We start from the raw sequence: 19,677 nt of genomic DNA, 5'->3' as shown, positions 1-19,677 counted from the left end.
CCTAAACTAAATGTCGATGAAACGGGGAATCCGCCTCGCCGGTGACCCGAGAACCGACGGCTCCCGACGCGTTCACCAGAGGACACGCGCTTCTACAACCACTTGCGGGACAGTCTCTTTCGTGAACCGAAACGAGAAAGTGGAAGGCTAGTCCATCAGCGTTGCTGCGACGGTTCCGCCCAGTTCATAACAACCATCGCGGACAGATTTGTCCACGCTCACAGTCACTTCGAGCGGATCCGCCACCGCGACCAACCCGAGCCCTGTCGCGAGTTTGCGCACCGACGACACGGCACCAGCAGTGTCGTTGTTGCCGTGAACCCACAGGCCGTACGGCCGATCCGACACCGCACCGAGACATTGGTAGTACGTGGTGTCGAAGAAGTACTTGAGCGCGCCCGACATGTAACCGAAATTGGCGGTGGTACCGAAAAGATAGCCGTCAGCAGCGAGGACGTCGGGCACCGTCGCCGCCAACGCCGGCACCACCTTCACCTCCACACCCTCGATCTCCGGATCGCGAGCACCGGCAAGGACTGCATCCAACAATTCGTGGGTTGTCGGCGAGGGCGAGTGGTGAACCACCAACAAAGTCTTCACACACCTGACAATACGGCGACGGGTGGCGCACCCGTCGCCGTTCACGCCTACGCCGACACCGTTTCCGAGCTCATCGCCTTGACCAGGTCATCGGTTCGGGTGACCGAGGCGCAGCGCCCGGCCGCGTACTCGAGGGCGCCGACATGCTCGCCTAGGGAGAAGTCGGCCACCGCGTCGCCCACGAAGAAGATCTGCACGTCTTGCATGAAACCGTCCAAAGCGGTAGTCAGGCAACCGATGTGGGCATAAATTCCGGTGATGATCAGCTGGTCACGCCCACTCTCGCGCAGCCGCTCACGCAGATCCGTTTTGATGAAGGCGCTGTAGCGCCATTTTGTGAGCATCACGTCGTCCGGATGCGGAGCCAACTCGGCGATCACGTCGGTGTGAGCGGGATCTGCCTTCAGACCCGGTCCCCAGAAATCCGACAGCAACGCACGCTCCTCGGGATCCTGATCTCCGGGTTGCGCGGTGTAGACGATCGGGATTCCGGCAGCTCGCGCCGACGAACGAAGCCGGTCGATGTTCGGAACCACGGTTTGGAGCGGGTCGACGCTTCGGTCGTACGCGTTCACGAAATATTCCTGCATGTCGTGCAGAAGCAGCACCGCTCGGGAAGGATCGAGAGTCCAGTCGACCCGATTCTGCGGAAACTCGGTGGGCATCTCGTATCGCACTGCTGTGGGTAGCGCCATGATGAATCTCCTCGAAAATGTGGGGGTGGGAACCGATCAACTCGACAGAGTCTGTGCGGCAATCGATTCGCTGAGAACACGGCGCAAGGCCGCCTTGCTGGTCTTTCCGACGCCGGTGACGGGGAACTCGGTCACGAACTCCACTCGATCCGGAACCTTGTACGCCGCAACGCCTCGGCCTCGTATGTATCGCTTGATCTCGCCGACGGTCGGTGCATCTCCGGAAATCACCAGAACGGCGCAGGTTCGCTCGCCCAGGTACTCGTCGGGAACAGCGATGACGGCCGCATCGTGGACAGCAGGATGCGAGAGCAGGTGGTTCTCGATCTCCTCGGCGGCCACCTTCTCGCCGCCGCGGTTGATCTGGTCCTTTGCGCGGCCCTCGACAATCAGGTGTCCCGTATCGGTGACGCTGACCAGATCGCCGGTGCGATAGAAACCTTCGGCGTCGAAGACCTCGGCATTGTGCGCATCCGCCCGGTAATAGCCACGGATCGTGTACGGCCCCCGAGTCAGTAAGTGCCCCGTGGTTCCGGGCTCGACGAGCGCGCCATCGTCATCGACTACACGAACCTCGTCGTCCGGTGAAATGGGCCTGCCCTGCGTGCTGACGATCAATTCTTGCGTGTCGTCGAGGCGGGTGTAGTTGACCAAACCCTCAGCCATGCCGAACACCTGCTGAAGGGTGCAGCCCAGCTCCGTGGGTACGCGTGCGGCAGCTTCGGCGCTGAACTTCGCTCCGCCGACGCCGAGAACCCGCAAGCTCGACAGGTCGTGATCTGCCTTGCTGGGGGCGGCCATCCAGGCCAATGCGATCGGTGGAACCAACGACGCGTGCGTGACTCGCTCTGATTCGATCAGACGGAAAGCTGTGGACGGCATGGTGTCCGGCGCCAGAACCACGGTGCCGCCCGCGTGGAAGACACCGAGAATGCCCGGCGAACTCATCGGAAAATTGTGCGCAGCAGGGAGAACCACCAACATGCGCGTCGAATCGTCGACGCCGCAGATCGGGTTGGATGCCCGCACCGAGTAGAGATAGTCGGCGTGCGTTCGCGGAATCAGCTTCGGAACACCGGTCGTGCCACCGGAAAGCTGAAGAAAGGCGACCGACAACGGATCGACGTCGGCAAGAACGGGAATCTCGTATCCGCGTAGCGAATCGAAACCGACAAACTCTTCGGGCTCGCCGGCCACGATCACAACAGGCGGAGTCTCGAGGCCTTCGTTCACCTCACGCGCCAGTGCGCGGTAGTCGAACCCGCCATGACGGTCGGCGACGATATAGGCAGCGACATCAGCGAACTGGCAGAAGTATCCGATTTCGGTTCGGCGATGCGCCGGCAACCCGAATACCGGCAGGGCGCCGAGCTTCAACACACCGAACAATGCTTCGACGTATTCCACGATGTTCGGTAGCTGCAGAAGCACACGGTCACCGGCGCGAACACCCAACCCGGACAGGCCTCCGGCCACTGCCGAGCTGCGACGATCGAGGTCGAAATACGTCAGCCGTGTTTGTGCCCCAGTGGCATCGCTGCCTACCACCGCTTCGTTGTCGGGATGCCGTGCGGCCGCGGCCGTGATGAATCCGGCCAGCGTCTCGTCAGTCCAATAGCCTCGTTCCCGATAAAGCGTCACCAATTCGGGTGGATACTGTGCGACGGGCGCCAACGGCTCGCGAGCGATCCTCGATGTCATGCAAGTGACTCCTCTTCGAAAGTACTGTCAGCAAATACATCTCACGCTTTGAGCGTCGCTCCGCCGTCGACGTACAGCGCCTGCATGGTGATGTGGGCCGCCCGGTCGGACAGCAGGAAGTGCACCGAGTCCGCGATATCGTCTGCGGTGGCAAGTTTTCCGAGCGGAATGCCCAGGCGATAGCCCGCCAGATTGCCTTCGATGACCGCGTCGGCACCCGAATCGTCGGAAGGGTCCGACCACAATGACCGCTGCATCGCGGTGTCTGTGGAACCCGGAGCGACAACGTTGACACGAATCCCGTCGACAGCCAACTCCAGGCCCGCGGTTCGAACCAACATGGTGGCAGCAGCTTTGGACGAACCGTAAGCACCCATCCCGATACGTGGGACACCGGCCGCGTTGGACGAGACCACCACGATCGACCCGGCCCGACGGCGACGCATTTCCAGTCCCACACTTTGCAGAACATTGAGCAATCCGAATACGTTGACGCCGAATATCTTCCGCCACTGGTCTGGATCGGAGTCCAGCACCGATCCGGTGTCGAGAATTCCGGCGACGTGCGCGAGCGCGTCGATCCGGCCGAACGTGTCCATCGTGGAGGCCACTGCAGCGTCGACTGCCTGCCGATCGGTCACGTCCACGACGTGACTCTCGATATCGGCGCCTTCGACGATTGTTTCTGCCAATTCCGCAGTTGCCCGCTTCAGTTCGACGTCGTCGCGATCGAGAAGCGCCAGCGAATACCCGTCGCGCGCAAGAGTCCGGGCAACTGCGGCGCCGATCCCCGCCGCAGCACCGGTGACCACGGCAATTCGGCGATCGCTCACTGCGGGCACAGCACCTGAACCCAGGCATTGATCGTCGGTTCTTCTGCCAACTCCGCGAAGTCGGCATCCGCGCCCGCTCCTCGCCAACGTTCGACGAGCGTCATCAAGCGAACCGAGTCCAGGCCTTCGTCACCCAGGTCCGCGTCGTCGCCGAGTTGTTCTGCCCTCATCGACAGAACCTCGGCGACGTCGCGCACGATCTGGTTACGGTCCACGGTGTTGCTCATCGGTCTCCTCGAGTAGTGGTCGACGCGCTCAGATCGAGCCAACCCACCCCTCGTGTCGACCCCGTCCGCACGCCTTTACTTTAGGCCAGCCTAACCATAACGGTACGGAAGTACACAACCCGGATGCTCAGGACACAAATTCACCCAAACTAAGGCTAGCCTCAACATAGCAAGTAATCCTGTCGAACTGGAAGGGTGTCCATGTCAGCACTCGCCGAAGTCTCCGAATTCCCGTTGCGCAACAACCGGACTGACGATGAAACGGACTCCGTTTTCCTGCTCTCACGTAGGCAAACGTCGATCCGTACTTCGGGAGTAGTCGAAGAATTCGACTCGGCCTTCGACGCCGCTGAAGCCCTCAAAACGGGGCGCATCGACTCGGTCGTCGGAGCCCTGCCGTTCTCACCGGAGACGGCGTCCGCCCTCACCGCGCCACTGAGTTTCACACGAGTTCGCGGTGATCTATATCACTCGAACGTACCGCCGCTACCCACTTCGCGGGTAGCCGGATTCGAACCCAGCGCGCAGATCCACACCGACAGAGTCCGCGGCGCCATCGAACGTCTTCGAGCAGGCGAACTCGACAAAGTTGTCCTCGCACGCTCCCTGACCATCGAGGCCGAGTCCACGATCTTGCCCGCCGCTCTGGCCGAGAAACTGATTGCACTCGATCACGCGCACAACGGTTTCTGCGTCGACTTGTCCCCCGCCGGAGGAAAGTACCGCGGGCGTTCGCTGGTCGGCTCGACGCCCGAGGTTCTGATCGAACGGCGAGGCGACATCGTCACCTGCCACCCGTTGGCGGGCTCGATTGCACGGCACCCGAATTCGGATCAGGACGAGGCGAATGCCGAGCAACTCCGCGCGTCGACCAAAGATCTCGCCGAACACGCGTTTGTCGTCGACTCCATCAGCGCGATACTCGGACCACTGTGCACATCATTCAATGCACCCAGCGCACCGGAACTCCTTCGGACACCGCAACTGTGGCACCTCGGGACCAAGATCGAAGGTGTCCTGGCCGATCCGAGCCTGACCTCGCTCGAGCTGGCAATGGCGCTGCACCCGACCCCCGCCGTCTGCGGAACACCGACGGGCGCCGCACGCGAGCACATCACCGCGACCGAAGGGGACCGCGGGTTCTACGCCGGTGCCGTGGGCTGGTGCGACCGAACCGGAGACGGCGAGTGGATGGTGGCTATTCGTTGCGCCGAGATTGCAGCAGACGGCCTCTCAGCGCGGGCGTACGCAGGCGGCGGAATCGTCGCTTCCTCCGATCCGGAAATCGAGCTGAGAGAGACCAGTACGAAATTCCGCACGTTACTCAGTGCGTTCGACCTCGCTGAACATCAGCTCTGACCAGGCATCACTTCTTCGAGGTGTTCAGGGCAATCGCGGCGTGAACGAGTGCCTTGAACGCCTTTTCGTCGACGGCTTCACCTTCGTGAAAATCGATCGCCCGTCTCGTATTGCCCTCGAGGCTGGAGTTGAAGAGACCTGAGGCGTCGTCGAGTGATGCACCTTTGGCAAAAGTCACCTTCACTGCACTTTTGTAAGTCTCACCGGTACAGATCATTCCGGCGTGGTACCACACGGGAACTCCTCGCCACTTCCATTCCTCCAACACATCCGGATCCACCTCTTTGATCAGAGTTCGTATCCGGGAGAGCATCTCGCCCCGCCAGTCTCCGAGTTCCTCGATTCGCTGGTCGATCAACTGAGACGGGGAATCTGCGCCTTGCTTTTCGGAATCACGCTTCGCCATCGCTTCGTCACTTCCTGCTCGTTGCCGCCGATCTCCGGTGAGTCGAGTATCCCCTCCTGCACCAACATTCACTCAGCGAATCACTAACGCATCACGACGTCTCGGCAAGCGCGATTTCTTGGAATTCGGACAAAGTTAGACGGACGTCCAGTATTCTCTGGGTACTAAGTCCCGATTCTTCGGCCCGGAGGACTGCATCGTGATGTGGAATCGCCCGCTCGCCCATTCAGTCGCTGCGGCTGCCGGATCGGTTCTTCTCGCCGCCGCAGTCGTCGGCGTTCACACTGTTCCGGCGGCGGCGCAACAGGCCCCGCGCGTCTTCGACGTACTGTGCACACCCACCGATAAAGGCCTTTCCGAGCTGTCCGGACTCACCGTCACCGCGGCCGGGATATACGCAATCGGCGACAGCGGCTCCGATGATCGAGTCGCCGAACTCGATTCGAACTGCCACGTTCAGCGCTGGATCAGCGTGGGCACCCCTCGTGTCGATGTCGAGGATCTCTCGTCGACTCCCGACGGCCACCTGTGGCTGGCAGACATCGGCGACAACAACGCGGTACGAACGTCGATCGGGCTGATCGAACTCGATCCGACTTCAGGTGCCGCGACCTCCTACCCCCTGGTTTATCCGGACGGGGCGCACGATGCCGAGACACTGCTGATCCAGAGCAACGGGCTTCCCGTCATCGTCACCAAGGATTACCTGGGCGCAAGCGTGGTCTACACAACCGCTGAGCGACAGCAGGTTCAGGATCTGAGTGCGGCGTCGCCGACCATGTTGGCCAAGGTAGGTCAGCTCAGATTTTCTCCCACCCTCACTTCCGGTGGGCCGGTCCCCCACGCCGGAACGATGGCTGTCACCGGAGGCGCCGTGAGCAAAGACGGCACGGTGGTAGCGCTGCGCACCTACACCGATGTCTACCTCTACACAGCTCCCGACGGCGATGTCGCGAAAGCCTTGACCACCACGCCTATTCGTGTGCCCCTTCCCGACGAGCCACAAGGTGAAGCGATCGCGTTCGACGCGGCCGGTGATCTGATCAGTGGCTCCGAGGCATACCAAGGGCCGCTGCCTCCGCTCCGAATTCTTCGAGGCGCCAGTGACATCGCGCGCTCGGGCGGAACCACAAGCTCTCTCGGGTCGTAGTCGATTCACGTCTCGGGAAAGCGGACAGGCGCCGCTATCATGGCCGAGTGAACAAACAACTTCGAGCAACAGTGGCGATCTCGACAGTTCTCGCGCTGGCTTCGTGCGCGAATTCTCTCGAAGGAACACCTCGACCGGATGCGTTTGTTCCGAGCGTCGACAATCCGGATCCGTCCGAATCCATCGACGGAGTTGTCACGGTCGACTACCCGGCAGCTCAACACGTACGGCCGAACGAACGTGTGGCGTACACACATTCACCGCCCTTCGGTGGTCGCCATGATTCGGTCTGGGCAAACTGCACCGGAGTTGTCTACCCGCAAGCCATTCGAACCGAGAATGCGGTCCATTCCCTCGAGCACGGGGCAGTGTGGATCACGTACAACCCCGACCTGGTCTCGAGTGAGGATCAGGCGCGCTTGGCACAGCGAGTCGAAGGCATGAGCTACACCTTGATGTCGCCGTATCCGACCCTGGATTCGCCGATTTCGCTGCAGTCCTGGGGCCGTCAACTCAAACTCGACAACGCTGAGGACGCTCGCATCGATCAATTCGTCTCGGCGCTACGAGTCAACCCGAACACGTATCCCGAAGTGGGCGCGACGTGTTCGGTGCCGATGACTAGCTTCGACCCGAACAACCCGCCGCCATTCGACCCCACCACTCCGGATCCGTCTTCTCCCGCAACAGTTCCGGAGCGGTAGCATCCCAGCAGACCCTGTTCCTAGCAGGGAGAAACTACTTGCCTCGCGACCGACGTTCCAGTTCCACTGCGCGGCGCATGGTTTCCCGCGCCCGGCTTCGGTCACCGGCATAGTCGTAGGCGCGAGCGAGTCGGAAGTTCTGCTTCCAGTTGTCCGGGTCTGCTTCCCAGTCGACCTTGATCTGAGCGAACAACTCGTCGGCAGCCGCCCGCTCGATCCGGCCCGAAGGCAATTTCGGAAGTGAAGACGCATCGACAGCGAGGCCCTCGTCGTAAATCTGCTGTGCGAGGCGTTGGTGTGTGAAGCCGGCGCGAAGAGTGGCGATGACGAGCCACAGCCCCAGGAACGGCAGGATCAGCACGCCGATCCCGAGACCGATCGCAGCGCCGCCGCCGTCTTGGATGAGCTGGATTCCGCGTTGGCCGAGCAGCACGAAGTACACCGCGAGCGCGATACAGATCGCAACGATCAGCGCGAGGGTGCGGGTGGTCTTGTTCATAGATCGAGGAAGGAATCGATACCGACCGTCAGGCCCGGACGCGAGCCGATCTGGCGGACACCGAGCAGAACGCCCGGCGCGAACGAATTCCGGTCGATCGAGTCGTGGCGAATGGTCAGCGTCTCGCCCTGAGTTCCGAGAATCACTTCCTGATGCGCGACCAGTCCGGCCATCCGCACGGAGTGAACCCGGACGCCGTCGACGTCGGCGCCGCGCGCACCCTCGAGCTCGGTCGTGGTGGCGTCAGGGCTGCGTCCGACGCCTGCTTCCGCGCGAGCTTCGGCGATCATGGCGGCCGTTCGGTATGCGGTGCCCGAGGGAGCATCTGCCTTGTTGGGGTGGTGAAGTTCGATGACCTCGACGGAATCGAAGAAGCGCGCCGCGGCAGCCGAGAAGCGCATCAACAACACAGCACCGATAGCGAAGTTCGGGGCGATCAGAACACCCGTTGCAGGCTGCTCGTCGAGCCAGGACTGCACAGTCGCAAGCCTGGACTCGTCGAAACCGGTGGTGCCGATCACGGCGTGAATTCCGTTGGCCACGAGGAATTCCAGATTTCCCATGACGACGTCGGGGTGCGTGAAATCGACGACTACCTGAGTGCGGGTGTCGACGAACGTCTCGATGCGATCACCGGTATCGACCTGAGCGACAAGTTCCAGATCGGGAGCAGCTTCCACTGCCTCGCAGATTGCTCGACCGACCTTGCCCTTGGCTCCCAGAACCCCGACCCTGATGGGTGCTGCACTCACGTCTTCCACGCTCCGTCCGATGCATTGTTTGAGGTGAAGCCTACGCAATCGTGCCGATGCGCTCACCATCAGTCGGGCAGGAGTTATGTCACCACTGGCACACTGGACGTAGTGAGCAACCGTCCGCAAGTCCGCGAAACCGGCAACCTTCGACCACTCGAGTTGGCAACGGGTGCCGTCATGGCCGGATTCACGGTCGCGTTGTCCGTCATTGCCACGGTCATCCCCATGGCCAGCGCCCTCAACCTCGTGGCCGCCGTTCCGATGGGAATTGTTGCCCAGCGCTTTCGAGTCCGCGCCGTGATGACGGCCGGCGTCTCGGCTACTGCGGTCGCTTTCGTCGCAGCGGGTTCGGGATCTGCGGCGGCGGTCGCGCTGAGCGCTCTCCTCGGCGGAATCATCGGTACGGTCAAGCGGCGCGGTCTCGGCTTCGTCTCCGCGTTGCTGTCGTCGCTTGTCATCGGACCCGCGCTGGCGTTGTTCTCCATAGTCCTTTTGCTTGTTCTCGCGCCCCTGCGCACCTTGTTGTTGACCTCGCTGGAGAACACCGCGCTTGGCGTGGCCGCAATCTTGAAGCGTGCCCCCACGCTGGTCGGCGCAGCCGAATGGATCGAGAACAGCATCGGCTCGATCATCGACTACTGGTGGTTGTGGATCGGCGTGTCGATCATCTCCGGAATCGTCCTCAGCACCGTCGTCTCCTATTTTGTCCTCGGCGCCGTCCTCGATCGATTGGCTGCACTCCCCTCGGCCGACCCGCTCCAGACAGCACCCGACGACCGTCCGATCGATCCGTTACCGGTCACTTTCGATCACGTGGGCTTCACCTATCCGGGTGCATCGACGCCGGCGCTCGTCGACGTCAACTTCACGGTCCGACGAGGAGAGTTCGTCACCGTCGTCGGCCACAACGGCTCGGGCAAGTCCACACTCACCCGGTTGCTCGCCGGTCGCGCACCGACCGTCGGGACCCTGACGAGGCCCGGGTCCGCCGGTCTCGGTCGACACGGAGGAACCGCCGTCGTCCTCCAACGTCCCGAGAGCCAGATCCTCGGAACCCGCGTCGCCGATGACGTCGTCTGGGGGCTTCCGCCCGAGTCGCATCCCGACGTCGATGCACTGCTGGCCGAGGTGGGACTCGCGGGCATGGGCATGCGCGAGACCTCAGGGCTGTCCGGCGGCGAGATGCAACGTCTGGCGGTTGCTGCCGCTCTGGCTCGTCGCCCCGCTCTGCTGATCGCGGACGAAGCCACCGCGATGGTCGATCAGGCCGGCCGGGAGGAATTGGTCTCGCTCCTCGCCGAACTGCCCCGGCGCCATCCGATGGCCGTGGTTCTGGTCACCCATCACCACGCCGACACCCGCAACTCAGATCGGGTGATTCAACTACAACGCGGACGGCAGATCGATCACCAACCCGGTTGGATGACGTCGACGTTCGCGGGTCCGCCGTCTGCGCCGTGGCCGGCCGGCACTCGAACGGTCCTCCAACTCACCGATGTCACCCACACCTACAACGACCGGACTCCGTGGTCGCGGCGCGCACTCTCGGACGTGAATCTGACCATCGGAGACGGGGACGGACTACTGGTCCTGGGCGGCAACGGTTCCGGTAAATCGACCCTGGCCTGGATCATGGCGGGCTTGATCGCACCGAGCCGGGGAACCGCGGTCTTCGACGGCAAACCCGTCTCGCGTCAGCTCGGCACTGTCGGTCTGACGTTCCAACACTCGAGGCTGCAGCTGCAACGCCGAACCGTCGCCGAAGACATCGAGGCCGCCGGTGGTCCGGAGATCGGATCGGTGCAAGTCTCCTGGGCGCTCGACGCCGTCGGACTCGACCGTCACATCGCCGGCCGCAGTATCGACGAGTTGAGCGGCGGACAGATGCGACGCGTCGTACTGGCCGGTCTCCTCGTCCGCCAACCCCGCGTACTCATCCTCGACGAACCATTGGCCGGTCTCGATCCACCCGGCCGACACGAAATCCTGAACGTACTCAGGTGGATTCGTCGGAACGGAACCGCAGTAGTCGTCATCTCCCACGATGTCGACGGCATGGACGCCGTCTGCAGCAGAACAATTCGACTGTCGCAGGGTCGCATCCTCGACCCTGCCGCCAGCAGCGCCTTGGAAGGATCGACGACGTGACAACACTTCTGCGCGAAGTCCCGACTTCATCGCCGATCCACCGATTGTGGGCCGGAACGAAGATCGTTGCCGTCGTTCTCGTCAGCATCGTGGTCGTGGCCGCGCCGTCCTGGCCGGCGATCGGCGTCGTACTCGGATTGTTGTTGCTGACCGCGGTGATCGGACGTATCCCCCCGACTGCAGTTCCCCGACCTCCGTGGTGGTTGTGGGCGCTGATCCTGCTCGGCGCGTTGATCAACCTTCCGATCGGCATCGACGCGGTGTTCATCTACCTGCAAGCTGTGACGTTCGGTCTTGTATTGCTCTGCGTCTCACTGATGTTGGCGTGGACCACGTCGATGAGCGACGTGGCGCCGGCACTGGCAACGCTCGGTAGACCGCTGCGAATATTCAAGATCCCGGTCGACGAGTGGGCCATCGCGACCGCCCTCTGCATTCGTTCACTTCCGCTGTTGATCGACGAGATGCTCACCCTGGTAGCGGCGCGACGACTGCGCCCGAAAGCTGTGGTGAACAGCGCGGCCGACAATTCGATAGTCGACCTGATCACCACAACCATGTCCGTGGCAATTCGGCGGTCTGCCGAAATGGGCGAAGCAATCTCCGCTCGCGGGGGCACTGGACTGATTGCGGCGTATCCCAAGCGCCCTCAGCTCGCCGACCTGTTCGCACTGACCGTCGTCATCGCCGCGTGCGTCAGTGCCGTTGCTTTGACGATAGTTCTGCGCTGATCGGGTCATCGCTGACAGAATTTGCCTGGGCGATGATCGCAGAACCCATCCAGCGCCGTAGGTATCGCCGCAGTTCCTCATCGCTCCGCGGTGGGTCGCCAGGCGCGAGGAAAAACGACTGCATCGTCCGCAGGACGTATTCGACCAGTTCCTGAAGTGACGCGTCGTCGTAGCCGTAATGCACCCAGTCCACGTCGAAGCGGTTGATCATCGCCATTCCGAAGGCTTGCGCCTCCTGCGAGGTCAGACCCTCCGGGTGCAGACTCGTATTCGTGCTTGTGAGAAGGATGCCGAGATGCGGTGTTCGGTGGACCTGAGTCAGTGTGTAGAGAACACCCTCGGTCATCGCCTCGACGGGATCTTCGATGCCGCTCACGTGTGTGGTGAGTCGATCGAGGTAGCCGTCGACCGACGCGATCGCCGCTGCCCGCATCAGAGCGTCGGCGCTGGGGAAGTATCGATACACGGTCTGCCGGATCACGCCCAGTGACTCCGCGACGTCGCCGATGCTGATTTCCGAACTCGTCCGTCCGATCAGCTCGACTGCGGCCTCGACAATTCGACGTGACGCATCTTCGTCGTTGTCCGGTGGATTGCCGCCCCACCCACGCCTTCGTGCCACTGCCCACTTCCTCGCTCGAACGAGGCTCGAACCATGTCTTTGCGCTCGAAGTCCAAGAGCCACAGGCTAACACAGGCAGGTTTTGCATCTGCGTCCCTCGAATTCACGTTCGTCATCGAAAGTGAACATACAACTGCACACCAATATGTATGATTACTGCCACAAGTGGCTTCGAGTGCCAGAGCGGCCACCTGACCAGCCCCTCCGAAAGACGAGGTTCGACAAGTGACCAACCTTCAGCCCCGAAAGATGGATTTCGGATTCGAGGATCATGACGTTCCCTTCCTGTGGAACCCGGAGAATCCGGCCTGGTCGAGCATGTCCAACGCGGTCTCGTTCCTGGCCATCGGTTTCGAGAAAATGATCGTGAAGATGATCATGCAAACCAAGTCGCGGATCAGCGATCCGGAGGTCGCCGAGGAAGCCGTGGCATTCATGCGTCAAGAAGGCCACCACTCGACCGCCCACCGCCAACATGTGAAAGCTCTGATCAGGCGATACCCCGGACTGCAGAACACACTCGACGCCGTGATCGGTGAATTCGATCTGCTCACCGAGGCGACCTCGTTGAACTACCGGCTCGCGTACACCGCAGATCTGGAGGCGACCTTCACACCGGTGTTCAAACTGATGCTCGACAACGAGGCGACCTTGTTCCGTCCGGGAGACGACCGCGTCGCGTCACTGTTCATCTGGCACTTCGTCGAGGAGGTCGAGCATCGCAGCTCGGCACTGATCATCTTCAATTCCGTTGTCGGAAGCGAGCTTTACCGGATGCGAATGGCGCCGTCGATCTTCGCGCACGTCATGAAGGTGATTCGCATCGCCTGTGCAGGGTTCAACCAGCACGTTCCACTCTCCGAACGGCAAGTCGACTCACTGTCGATGTTCGCCATGCACCGCACCAAGCAGAAGATTCTGACGTCGTTTGCGCCCTACCTGACCAAGGGCACCATGCCCCGCGCCTTCGATCACCTACAACTCGGCGAACAACTCGTCGCGCTCGGCGGTGTCTTCCGCAGCCAGATGCCCAATCACAACCCGGACCACGAGAAGCTCCCCGCACTGGCCGACCAGTGGTTCAAGCGTTACGACGACGGCTACGACTGCACACGCTGGTACACCGCTGAATCTCAGGCACAAGAGTCGATCACGTCAGGGGCCAACTGATGGCAGAGCACTGCTCCCCCACGTTTGCCCAACTGGCAACAGAACTCGGTTTCTCCTGTCAGGAAGCAGGTGGACTCGTCGAGTTCCGTAACCCGGCGGCCCTCGAGAACTGGACCCTGCCCGTACTCGAATGGACGATCATCGTCGGCTCGGTACTCGCACTGGTCTTGGCGATCGTGCGACTGCGCCGCAACGGCGACCCCACCAACCTGGTCCTTTGGTTCGGCGCCACCGCCTACCTGTTCATCATCGAGCCTCCGCTGTACTTCCCGGCAGCCTTCGGCATCGAAGAACAAGTGGACACGATGTTCGCGCACAACGTGTTCACCGTCGACTTCATGTGGGGTCGACTGCCGCTGTACATCATTGCCATCTACCCGCTCATGGCGACGTTGGCCTTCGAAATAGTCAGAATGCTCGGCGTTTTCCGCAAATACGGTCCACTGCTGGGCGCAGTCTGCGTCGGCTTCGTCCACCATGCGTTCTACGAAATCTTCGATCACCTCGGACCCCAGTTGCGGTGGTGGGAGTGGTCGACGTCGAACCCGATCAACCAACCCATGTTCGACGCGGTTCCACTCCCCAGCGTGGTCGTCTTCGCCGCTCTGTGGCCGATGTCGTTGGCATTCTGCGTCCAGTACTTCGTCGGACGGCATGTCGATGCCGGCAAGCACTTCTCCGGGCTTCAGTTGGTTTGGCGCACCATCGTGATCGGCCTGCTGGCATCGCTGGGCACGTTCATTCTCCCGCTCCCGGCGACGGTCTTCGGGATGGGCAGTGACACCGTTCGTGGGTTCCTCTATGCGGCAGAACTCGCCGTCCTCACAGTGGTCGCGATCGTGGTTCTCGTCCGCCAGTGGAGAAACCTGCGCTCGGCAGAATCGAACGCTCCTGCACACACCAACAGGTTCGTCCAGATGTACAGCGTGGTGTACCTGGTTGTCATGGCCGTACTGTGGGCGAGTGCGCTTCCGGACTTCTTCGACGCAGTCGAAGGTTCCACCAGCGCTGGAGATCCCATCGGGAACCTGTGGTACACACTGGCGTGCTTCGTCATCGCAATCCTGTGTGTGAGCGCAACTTTCACCATTCCGAAGAGGAACTCCGTCGTCGACGACGACGCTGAACTTCTCGGGGCAAACTCAACGACTCCGGCCAGCTAGGTCGACCGGGACGAGACCTCTCGGGTCTCGTCCCGGTTTGTCGGTATCCCGAGACAACGGCGTCACGGGACGCGGTGAGTCCACGCTTCGGTGCTGAACTTCGTGTCCACCAGCTTGCGCGCCTGCTCCAACTCCGAGTCCGTGTAGTCGCTGTCACGGGTGTCGTACTGGCCGCGGAAGTGCTGCGCAAACGACTCCAGGATCGCTGCACGCGTCATTCCGGTTTGAGAACGCAGCGGATCGACCCGCTTGGCTGCGCTCTTGGTTCCCTTGTCCGACATCTTCTCTCGCCCGATTCGCAGCACCTGCGTCATCTTCTCCGCATCGATGTCGTAGGCCATGGTCACGTGATGGAGCACGGTGCCGGACGCGAATCGCTTCTGAGCGGCGCCGGCTATCTTGCCCTTGTCCGAGGCGATGTCGTTGAGCGGCACGTACCGAGCGTTGATACCCACCTCGGCCAGCGCTCCCATCACCCACTGATCGAGAAACGCGTAGGACTGCTCGAAACTCAAACCTTCGACCAACGACGCCGGTACTGCCAACGAGTACGTGATGCAGTTGCCAGGTTCCATGAACATCGCGCCGCCACCGGAGATTCGGCGCACCACGCCGATGCCGTGCCGCTCAGCAGCCTCGGAGTCGACCTCGTTACGCACGGATTGGAACGATCCGATCACGACCAAGGGCGAGTCCCAGTCCCAGAATCGCAGTGTCGGCGGACGCTCACCCGATGCCACCTCACGCGCGATGACCTCGTCCAGCGCGACGTGCATCGCTGGGTCCAGAACCACCGGTGGGATGAGGTCGAACGTGTGATCCGCCCAACTCGTGGCGTGACCGAGTGCGCGCCGGATCGCAATACCGACCGACTGCGGCGTGAAGCCGATCATCGAGACGGACTCGTCGAGCGCACTGGAGATAGCTTGTGCCAACTGTTCTGCATCCGAGTCGGCTGGCATTCCGCGCAACGCCGCGTTGATGTCGTCGAGCGCACTGTCGGGCTCGAGGAAGAAGTCCCCCGAGACTGCGACTTCGGCCAGCCGACCGTCCGCCACCTCGACGTCGACCGCGACCAGTTTTCCACCAGGAACCTTGTACTCTCCACGCATTCGTCCAGCCTATCCCTGTGCGATTCTCTGCGGTGAGCGCCGTCGAAGATCACACCGCGCGCGCAGTGCGCATCGGTTCGGCCGGAAGGGTGATCAGGCTCTCACACCTGTAAACCGCTGTGCGGCTCCATGATCGCGCGGCGAGGACAGCAGGTGTCGGCCCCCGCCTTGACACGTGCTTCTTCCGACAGGCGAGATGATCGCTGGGGTGGGAGGATTACCGCAACGAGCCAACTCTCTGGCGAGTGACAACGGAGGTAGACATGAAGGTCCCGGCGTTCCACTCGACGGTTCCTTCGGATCTCGACGTCTATCACGACAACGAAAGCTGCATTTTGGCCGCGCGCATCGCAGTACCCCATCGTGCCCCCGGGGTCGACGGCCGACCGTGGTGCACTGCCTGCGCGTCTTTGGACTGACGAGCGACCACCAGCTCACTCACACCCATGTCGCCGATTCGGGGACAACTCCATGGGCCAGAGCGTTCGCATCGATGACAGCGCGGAGCCACGCGGTCAGACCGGCCTCGACCGTCTCGTAGAACAGCGCGTCGTAGAACTCGGAGAATCCCGGATCGGCCACGTACATCCGCCCCAGACACACCTGCATCGAATGTGTGCAGTCGAAGTAGACCCCGATCGACGCTCGGTGGCGTTCTGCCAGCGAATTCGCCTCGGCGCTTCCCGGTTCGACACCCGCGCGGCACGCCAACGCCAGATCTTCGTTGAGCGTCTCGACGCAGTCGGTGATCTTCTGCCAATCCTCAGCGGTCCTACCCGCCGACCGTTCCGCGTGCTGCGCCCACTGCGCACTGTCACCCCAACGCTCGTGCGCCTCCGGCCCCCATGACGGCTGCCAGTGTCGGCCGAAGATCGACACCTGCTCGTCTGCCGGCAACAGCACACCGGACTTCCTGGCATCGATGATGCGATCCAAGGACTCGCCCCGTTGCTCCAAGTCGGCAATCCGTTGTCGCAACTCGGCGCGCTGCCCGCGCAGTGTTTCATCCACGTGGGCTGCCGGCGATTCGAGCAATATCCCGATCTCGTCGAGCGACAAGCCCACGTCGCGGTAGACAAGTACGCGACCAATTCGGCCGAGGTCGGCGTCGGTGTACAGCCGGTAGCCACCGTCACTGCGCCCGGACGGGCACACCAAACCGATTGCGTCCCAATGATGAAGGGTACGTACAGTTATGCCCAGCCGAGATGCGGCAGCACCGACGGTAAGAGCACTGTCTGCCTCGTCTCCGAAGAGTTGGTCCGTCACGGCATCCAGTTTGACAGACGCGGTGCGCGAGACCACCGCGTCAGACTTCTGTTCAGTCGTCGGGTCCGTCAATTCCCATACCTCGCAGATGCTCGGCCTCGGCACTGTTCGGGTCGTACGGACGAGCGGCCGTCATGATCACACGCGCGTTCTCCGGTGTCACGATCTCCAACTCCAGTGAATTCCACGGCTTCAGGTCTGGACCGCTGGTGCATCCGGGCCGCAATTCCTCACACGCCTTTGCTATCTGGTCGATCTGACTCAGCACACACGCAAAGCTCACGCTGATGGACGGTGGTGAATCTGCTCGCTCGCCGGGCACGAGCAGAACGTCTTGAAATGCCCAGCGCCGCAGATGCGTCAGTCGATCAGGCACCGAAAAGAGGTCGAAGAAACCGAGCCCGCGGATCCAGAAGTCTGCCGATTCGGCCAGATCCGAAGTCGGAACAGACACGAACATCGGCATACCGTAGAGACCTCGGAACTGTTCCGGAGGCACGGCATCTGTCGTAGGGACAGGGACGGGGCTGACGTCGAATGCAGGGTAGGTGTCGGTCATGAAGTCATCGTGAGCCCTCACGCTACGTCAGGGTCAAATCTTGTGAACTCCGATCACAAAACACAGTGACCGGAAAACACAGTGATCAGAAATCGAGAAGCACCGAGCCCGCAAGCCTCATAGGTTTGTCGAAACGACGCTCACGCCGACAAACTGGAGGTAGCCGACCATGGCACAGACGGATCCAACACCGAGAGATCCCATCGGGAATCACAGCGAACCGAAGTCCGGCGGTCCCGGCGCACTGTCACGGTGGATGCAGCGGAACGCGAACGCCCGCACGAATCGCAAGATTCGGCGCGGGAAAGGCACGTTCATGGGAATGGACGTCCTCATCCTGCACACGGTAGGCCGACGCAGCGGGCAACCCCGAGAGACTCCGCTGATGCACCTGTCCGACGGCAGGGGCGGTCTGTTGATCGTGGCTTCGGGCGGCGGCGGTCGAAACCCGGACTGGCACTCGAATGTGGTGGCGCATCCCGATCGAGTGTCTATCGAGATGCCCGGCCGAAATCCCGTACCAGTCACAGCTCACGAACTCGAAGGCGACGATCGCGAGCAAGCGTGGCACCAAGTGGCCACCGCCCAGCCCCGAATCGCCAAGTATCAGAGCAAGTCCGATCGCAAGTACCCGCTGATTCGGCTCACCGTGATGTGAGTGGTGGTGTGAGCCGAATCAGATTGCGCGATTACACCTCGCCGGCGAATACACCGCCGTCTGCGAATACACGTTGGGCAAAGCGTTCGCCGATGAGACGATGCGTTGCAGCGTCCGGATGGAGCTGATCGGGAAGCGGCAACTCTTCGTTCTCCGCGGCACCGTAGAGATCACACCCGTCGATGTAATGCAGATTAGGATCATCGACTGACCGCTGGGTTACGATGCGCGCCAACTCTTCCCGAATCGAGCGCAGCGTCAGCTTCCCGGATGCCCGGTCGGCGGGATCTCCGGTGGCAACGAATCGCATTTCGCCTCTGGCAAGAGCGTCGAAGTCGAAGGCACCAGGCCCCGGTGTGTCCTCGTGGATCGGGCAATAGACGGGCGAAACGACCAACAGCGGAGCCACTGGATGACCGTCGCGAACCGTGTCGAGGAAGCCGTGCATTGCAGATGTGAAGGCCCGTAGGCGCATCACGTCTGCGTTGACCAGATTGATGCCCATCTTGATGCTGATCAGGTCAGCAGAAGTGTCGCGCATCGCGCGGGCGGTGTACTGGTCCAGCAGAGCACTGCCACTGAACCCGAGGTTGATCAGATCCACGCCGCCGACGGAGGCTGCAAGAGCAGGCCAAGTGCCGGAGGGACTTTCAGCGCCGGATCCTTGACTGATCGAGCTTCCGTGATGGAGCCACACGCGGCGCTTCGTATCAACCGCGAGTTCGAGTGGCGCGTCGGTTCGCAATGCGACAAGTTCGGTGGTCTCGTTGTGTGGCAACCAGATCTCGACGGTCTTGGATCGCGCGGGCAGCTCCGCGAAACGGATGATACTGACAGGTCCGGACTGCCTCTGAGCGGTACCGGTAGCCATGTCGATCGTCACCGTATTGCCGCCCGTAGCGCTTGCTTGCCCGGCCAGTTCGTCGTCGACGAGCAGGTCGTACACCCCTTGCGGCCTCGGCGGAGCGCCGGTGTAGATCATTTTCGTGGGCAGAGTATCGAGTTCGATGCTCGTGGCGCTGGTTCGGAATACAAGCCGCACTCCGGACGGTTGTGATTGCGCCATTGCCATCTGCCCGTCAGCGAATTGCGTGCGAGCCTTGGCAGGTAGGCGGTGCGTCAGCACACCGCGTTCGGTCCGTTCGATTTCGAGGGCTCCGCGCACGATGTCCTCGGAAATTTCGGTAGTAATCCAGCTGCTCTGGCTGTGCATTTCATTCACCTGAAAATCGTTTACGGAAGTTTGCTACTGCTGATAGTAATTTGCCTATACTCTTTAGGCAAGTGGTTTACCCTCCCAACGAACAGGACCGATT

General features: G+C 61.8%; 22 protein-coding genes. 9 read left to right on the top strand and 13 right to left on the bottom strand.

Going from position 1 to position 19,677, the window contains the following annotated elements:
- Positions 1–147 precede the first annotated feature (147 nt).
- The 5 genes from GJB56_RS05935 to GJB56_RS05915 are packed head-to-tail and all read right to left on the bottom strand — an operon-like array spanning position 148 to position 4,056.
- The gene (locus GJB56_RS05935) at positions 148–600 is read right to left on the bottom strand and encodes a flavodoxin family protein (protein WP_019748153.1); all 453 of its coding nucleotides are present in this window, start codon (positions 598–600) and stop codon (positions 148–150) included.
- A 47-nt stretch (positions 601–647) separates the two neighbouring features.
- Positions 648–1,295, bottom strand: a complete 648-nt coding sequence (locus GJB56_RS05930; RefSeq protein ID WP_092764464.1) for an isochorismatase family protein — start codon at positions 1,293–1,295, stop codon at positions 648–650.
- Between the two features lie 36 nt (positions 1,296–1,331).
- Positions 1,332–2,996 carry a (2,3-dihydroxybenzoyl)adenylate synthase gene (locus tag GJB56_RS05925; protein ID WP_092764466.1) on the bottom strand — a complete coding sequence of 555 codons (1,665 nt, stop codon included), beginning with the start codon at positions 2,994–2,996 and terminating at the stop codon, positions 1,332–1,334.
- A gap of 41 nt (positions 2,997–3,037) precedes the next feature.
- Positions 3,038–3,838, bottom strand: a complete 801-nt coding sequence (locus tag GJB56_RS05920; protein ID WP_019748150.1) for a 2,3-dihydro-2,3-dihydroxybenzoate dehydrogenase — start codon at positions 3,836–3,838, stop codon at positions 3,038–3,040.
- Complete coding sequence (locus GJB56_RS05915) at positions 3,826–4,056, bottom strand: phosphopantetheine-binding protein (protein ID WP_084326602.1); 231 nt, start codon at positions 4,054–4,056, stop codon at positions 3,826–3,828. The genes GJB56_RS05920 and GJB56_RS05915 overlap by 13 nt, the downstream gene beginning before the upstream one ends.
- A gap of 201 nt (positions 4,057–4,257) precedes the next feature.
- Here GJB56_RS05915 and GJB56_RS05910 point away from each other — a divergent pair, with 201 nt between their 5' ends.
- Positions 4,258–5,415 carry an isochorismate synthase gene (locus GJB56_RS05910; RefSeq protein ID WP_092764467.1) on the top strand — a complete coding sequence of 386 codons (1,158 nt, stop codon included), beginning with the start codon at positions 4,258–4,260 and terminating at the stop codon, positions 5,413–5,415.
- A gap of 7 nt (positions 5,416–5,422) precedes the next feature.
- Here GJB56_RS05910 and GJB56_RS05905 read toward each other — a convergent pair whose 3' ends face one another.
- Positions 5,423–5,821, bottom strand: a complete 399-nt coding sequence (locus GJB56_RS05905; RefSeq protein ID WP_019748148.1) for a DUF1801 domain-containing protein — start codon at positions 5,819–5,821, stop codon at positions 5,423–5,425.
- Positions 5,822–6,023: 202 nt separating this feature from the next.
- Between GJB56_RS05905 and GJB56_RS05900 the strand changes: the two genes are divergently transcribed.
- Positions 6,024–6,971 carry a hypothetical protein gene (locus GJB56_RS05900; RefSeq protein ID WP_230091207.1) on the top strand — a complete coding sequence of 316 codons (948 nt, stop codon included), beginning with the start codon at positions 6,024–6,026 and terminating at the stop codon, positions 6,969–6,971.
- A 47-nt stretch (positions 6,972–7,018) separates the two neighbouring features.
- Positions 7,019–7,675 (top strand): DUF3105 domain-containing protein, encoded by a 657-nt coding sequence (locus GJB56_RS05895; protein WP_019748146.1) that lies wholly within the window; start codon positions 7,019–7,021, stop codon positions 7,673–7,675.
- Between the two features lie 34 nt (positions 7,676–7,709).
- Here GJB56_RS05895 and GJB56_RS05890 read toward each other — a convergent pair whose 3' ends face one another.
- Positions 7,710–8,174 (bottom strand): hypothetical protein, encoded by a 465-nt coding sequence (locus tag GJB56_RS05890; protein WP_042951715.1) that lies wholly within the window; start codon positions 8,172–8,174, stop codon positions 7,710–7,712.
- Positions 8,171–8,935, bottom strand: coding sequence for a 4-hydroxy-tetrahydrodipicolinate reductase (dapB, locus tag GJB56_RS05885; RefSeq protein WP_019748144.1), 765 nt, complete (start codon positions 8,933–8,935; stop codon positions 8,171–8,173). The genes GJB56_RS05890 and dapB overlap by 4 nt, the downstream gene beginning before the upstream one ends.
- Before the next feature lie 102 nt (positions 8,936–9,037).
- Between dapB and GJB56_RS05880 the strand changes: the two genes are divergently transcribed.
- Both GJB56_RS05880 and GJB56_RS05875 read left to right on the top strand, forming a co-directional pair.
- Positions 9,038–11,077, top strand: coding sequence for an ATP-binding cassette domain-containing protein (locus tag GJB56_RS05880; protein WP_081328972.1), 2,040 nt, complete (start codon positions 9,038–9,040; stop codon positions 11,075–11,077).
- On the top strand, positions 11,074–11,808 hold the full coding sequence (locus GJB56_RS05875; RefSeq protein WP_020907480.1) for an energy-coupling factor transporter transmembrane component T family protein: 735 nt from the start codon (positions 11,074–11,076) through the stop codon (positions 11,806–11,808). Before GJB56_RS05880 ends, GJB56_RS05875 begins: the two co-directional genes overlap by 4 nt.
- Here the strand turns inward: GJB56_RS05875 and GJB56_RS05870 are convergent.
- Positions 11,774–12,430 (bottom strand): TetR/AcrR family transcriptional regulator, encoded by a 657-nt coding sequence (locus GJB56_RS05870; protein WP_092764471.1) that lies wholly within the window; start codon positions 12,428–12,430, stop codon positions 11,774–11,776. The genes GJB56_RS05875 and GJB56_RS05870 overlap by 35 nt on opposite strands.
- Before the next feature lie 225 nt (positions 12,431–12,655).
- Here GJB56_RS05870 and GJB56_RS05865 point away from each other — a divergent pair, with 225 nt between their 5' ends.
- The gene (locus GJB56_RS05865; protein ID WP_029255210.1) at positions 12,656–13,600 is read left to right on the top strand and encodes a metal-dependent hydrolase; all 945 of its coding nucleotides are present in this window, start codon (positions 12,656–12,658) and stop codon (positions 13,598–13,600) included.
- Entirely contained in the window at positions 13,600–14,763 is a 1,164-nt protein-coding gene (locus tag GJB56_RS05860) for a DUF7802 domain-containing protein (RefSeq protein WP_113684467.1), read from the top strand. Before GJB56_RS05865 ends, GJB56_RS05860 begins: the two co-directional genes overlap by 1 nt.
- Positions 14,764–14,825: 62 nt before the next feature.
- On the opposite strand, the gene GJB56_RS05855 is transcribed toward GJB56_RS05860, so the two are convergent.
- Positions 14,826–15,875 (bottom strand): lipoate--protein ligase family protein, encoded by a 1,050-nt coding sequence (locus tag GJB56_RS05855; RefSeq protein ID WP_097387438.1) that lies wholly within the window; start codon positions 15,873–15,875, stop codon positions 14,826–14,828.
- A gap of 245 nt (positions 15,876–16,120) precedes the next feature.
- On the opposite strand from GJB56_RS05855, the gene GJB56_RS05850 reads away from it, so the two are divergent.
- Positions 16,121–16,294, top strand: a complete 174-nt coding sequence (locus GJB56_RS05850; RefSeq protein ID WP_153211278.1) for a hypothetical protein — start codon at positions 16,121–16,123, stop codon at positions 16,292–16,294.
- 19 nt (positions 16,295–16,313) lie between these two features.
- Here GJB56_RS05850 and GJB56_RS05845 read toward each other — a convergent pair whose 3' ends face one another.
- Both GJB56_RS05845 and GJB56_RS05840 read right to left on the bottom strand, forming a co-directional pair.
- On the bottom strand, positions 16,314–17,144 hold the full coding sequence (locus GJB56_RS05845) for a MerR family transcriptional regulator (protein ID WP_182261626.1): 831 nt from the start codon (positions 17,142–17,144) through the stop codon (positions 16,314–16,316).
- Between the two features lie 52 nt (positions 17,145–17,196).
- Entirely contained in the window at positions 17,197–17,703 is a 507-nt protein-coding gene (locus GJB56_RS05840; protein ID WP_019748135.1) for a glyoxalase/bleomycin resistance/dioxygenase family protein, read from the bottom strand.
- Between the two features lie 169 nt (positions 17,704–17,872).
- On the opposite strand from GJB56_RS05840, the gene GJB56_RS05835 reads away from it, so the two are divergent.
- Complete coding sequence (locus GJB56_RS05835) at positions 17,873–18,361, top strand: nitroreductase family deazaflavin-dependent oxidoreductase (protein WP_019748134.1); 489 nt, start codon at positions 17,873–17,875, stop codon at positions 18,359–18,361.
- Positions 18,362–18,392: 31 nt separating this feature from the next.
- Here GJB56_RS05835 and GJB56_RS05830 read toward each other — a convergent pair whose 3' ends face one another.
- On the bottom strand, positions 18,393–19,574 hold the full coding sequence (locus GJB56_RS05830; protein WP_113684465.1) for a GDSL-type esterase/lipase family protein: 1,182 nt from the start codon (positions 19,572–19,574) through the stop codon (positions 18,393–18,395).
- Positions 19,575–19,677: the final 103 nt, after the last annotated feature.

The organism is Rhodococcus sp. AQ5-07 (assembly GCF_009707305.1).
GTDB lineage: Bacteria > Actinomycetota > Actinomycetes > Mycobacteriales > Mycobacteriaceae > Rhodococcus_F > Rhodococcus_F erythropolis.
Note: the sequence above shows the minus strand (reverse complement) of the source record. Positions and strands in the feature narration are given on the sequence as shown.

Coding starts and splice junctions, on each gene's coding strand:
- GJB56_RS05930 (WP_092764464.1), bottom strand. CDS start 1,295: ATGGCGCTACCCACAGCAGTGCGATACGAGATGCCCACCGAGTTTCCG.
- GJB56_RS05925 (WP_092764466.1), bottom strand. CDS start 2,996: ATGACATCGAGGATCGCTCGCGAGCCGTTGGCGCCCGTCGCACAGTAT.
- GJB56_RS05915 (WP_084326602.1), bottom strand. CDS start 4,056: ATGAGCAACACCGTGGACCGTAACCAGATCGTGCGCGACGTCGCCGAG.
- GJB56_RS05910 (WP_092764467.1), top strand. CDS start 4,258: ATGTCAGCACTCGCCGAAGTCTCCGAATTCCCGTTGCGCAACAACCGG.
- GJB56_RS05905 (WP_019748148.1), bottom strand. CDS start 5,821: ATGGCGAAGCGTGATTCCGAAAAGCAAGGCGCAGATTCCCCGTCTCAG.
- GJB56_RS05900 (WP_230091207.1), top strand. CDS start 6,024: ATGTGGAATCGCCCGCTCGCCCATTCAGTCGCTGCGGCTGCCGGATCG.
- GJB56_RS05890 (WP_042951715.1), bottom strand. CDS start 8,174: ATGAACAAGACCACCCGCACCCTCGCGCTGATCGTTGCGATCTGTATC.
- GJB56_RS05860 (WP_113684467.1), top strand. CDS start 13,600: ATGGCAGAGCACTGCTCCCCCACGTTTGCCCAACTGGCAACAGAACTC.
- GJB56_RS05855 (WP_097387438.1), bottom strand. CDS start 15,875: ATGCGTGGAGAGTACAAGGTTCCTGGTGGAAAACTGGTCGCGGTCGAC.
- GJB56_RS05840 (WP_019748135.1), bottom strand. CDS start 17,703: ATGACCGACACCTACCCTGCATTCGACGTCAGCCCCGTCCCTGTCCCT.
- GJB56_RS05835 (WP_019748134.1), top strand. CDS start 17,873: ATGGCACAGACGGATCCAACACCGAGAGATCCCATCGGGAATCACAGC.
- GJB56_RS05830 (WP_113684465.1), bottom strand. CDS start 19,574: ATGCACAGCCAGAGCAGCTGGATTACTACCGAAATTTCCGAGGACATC.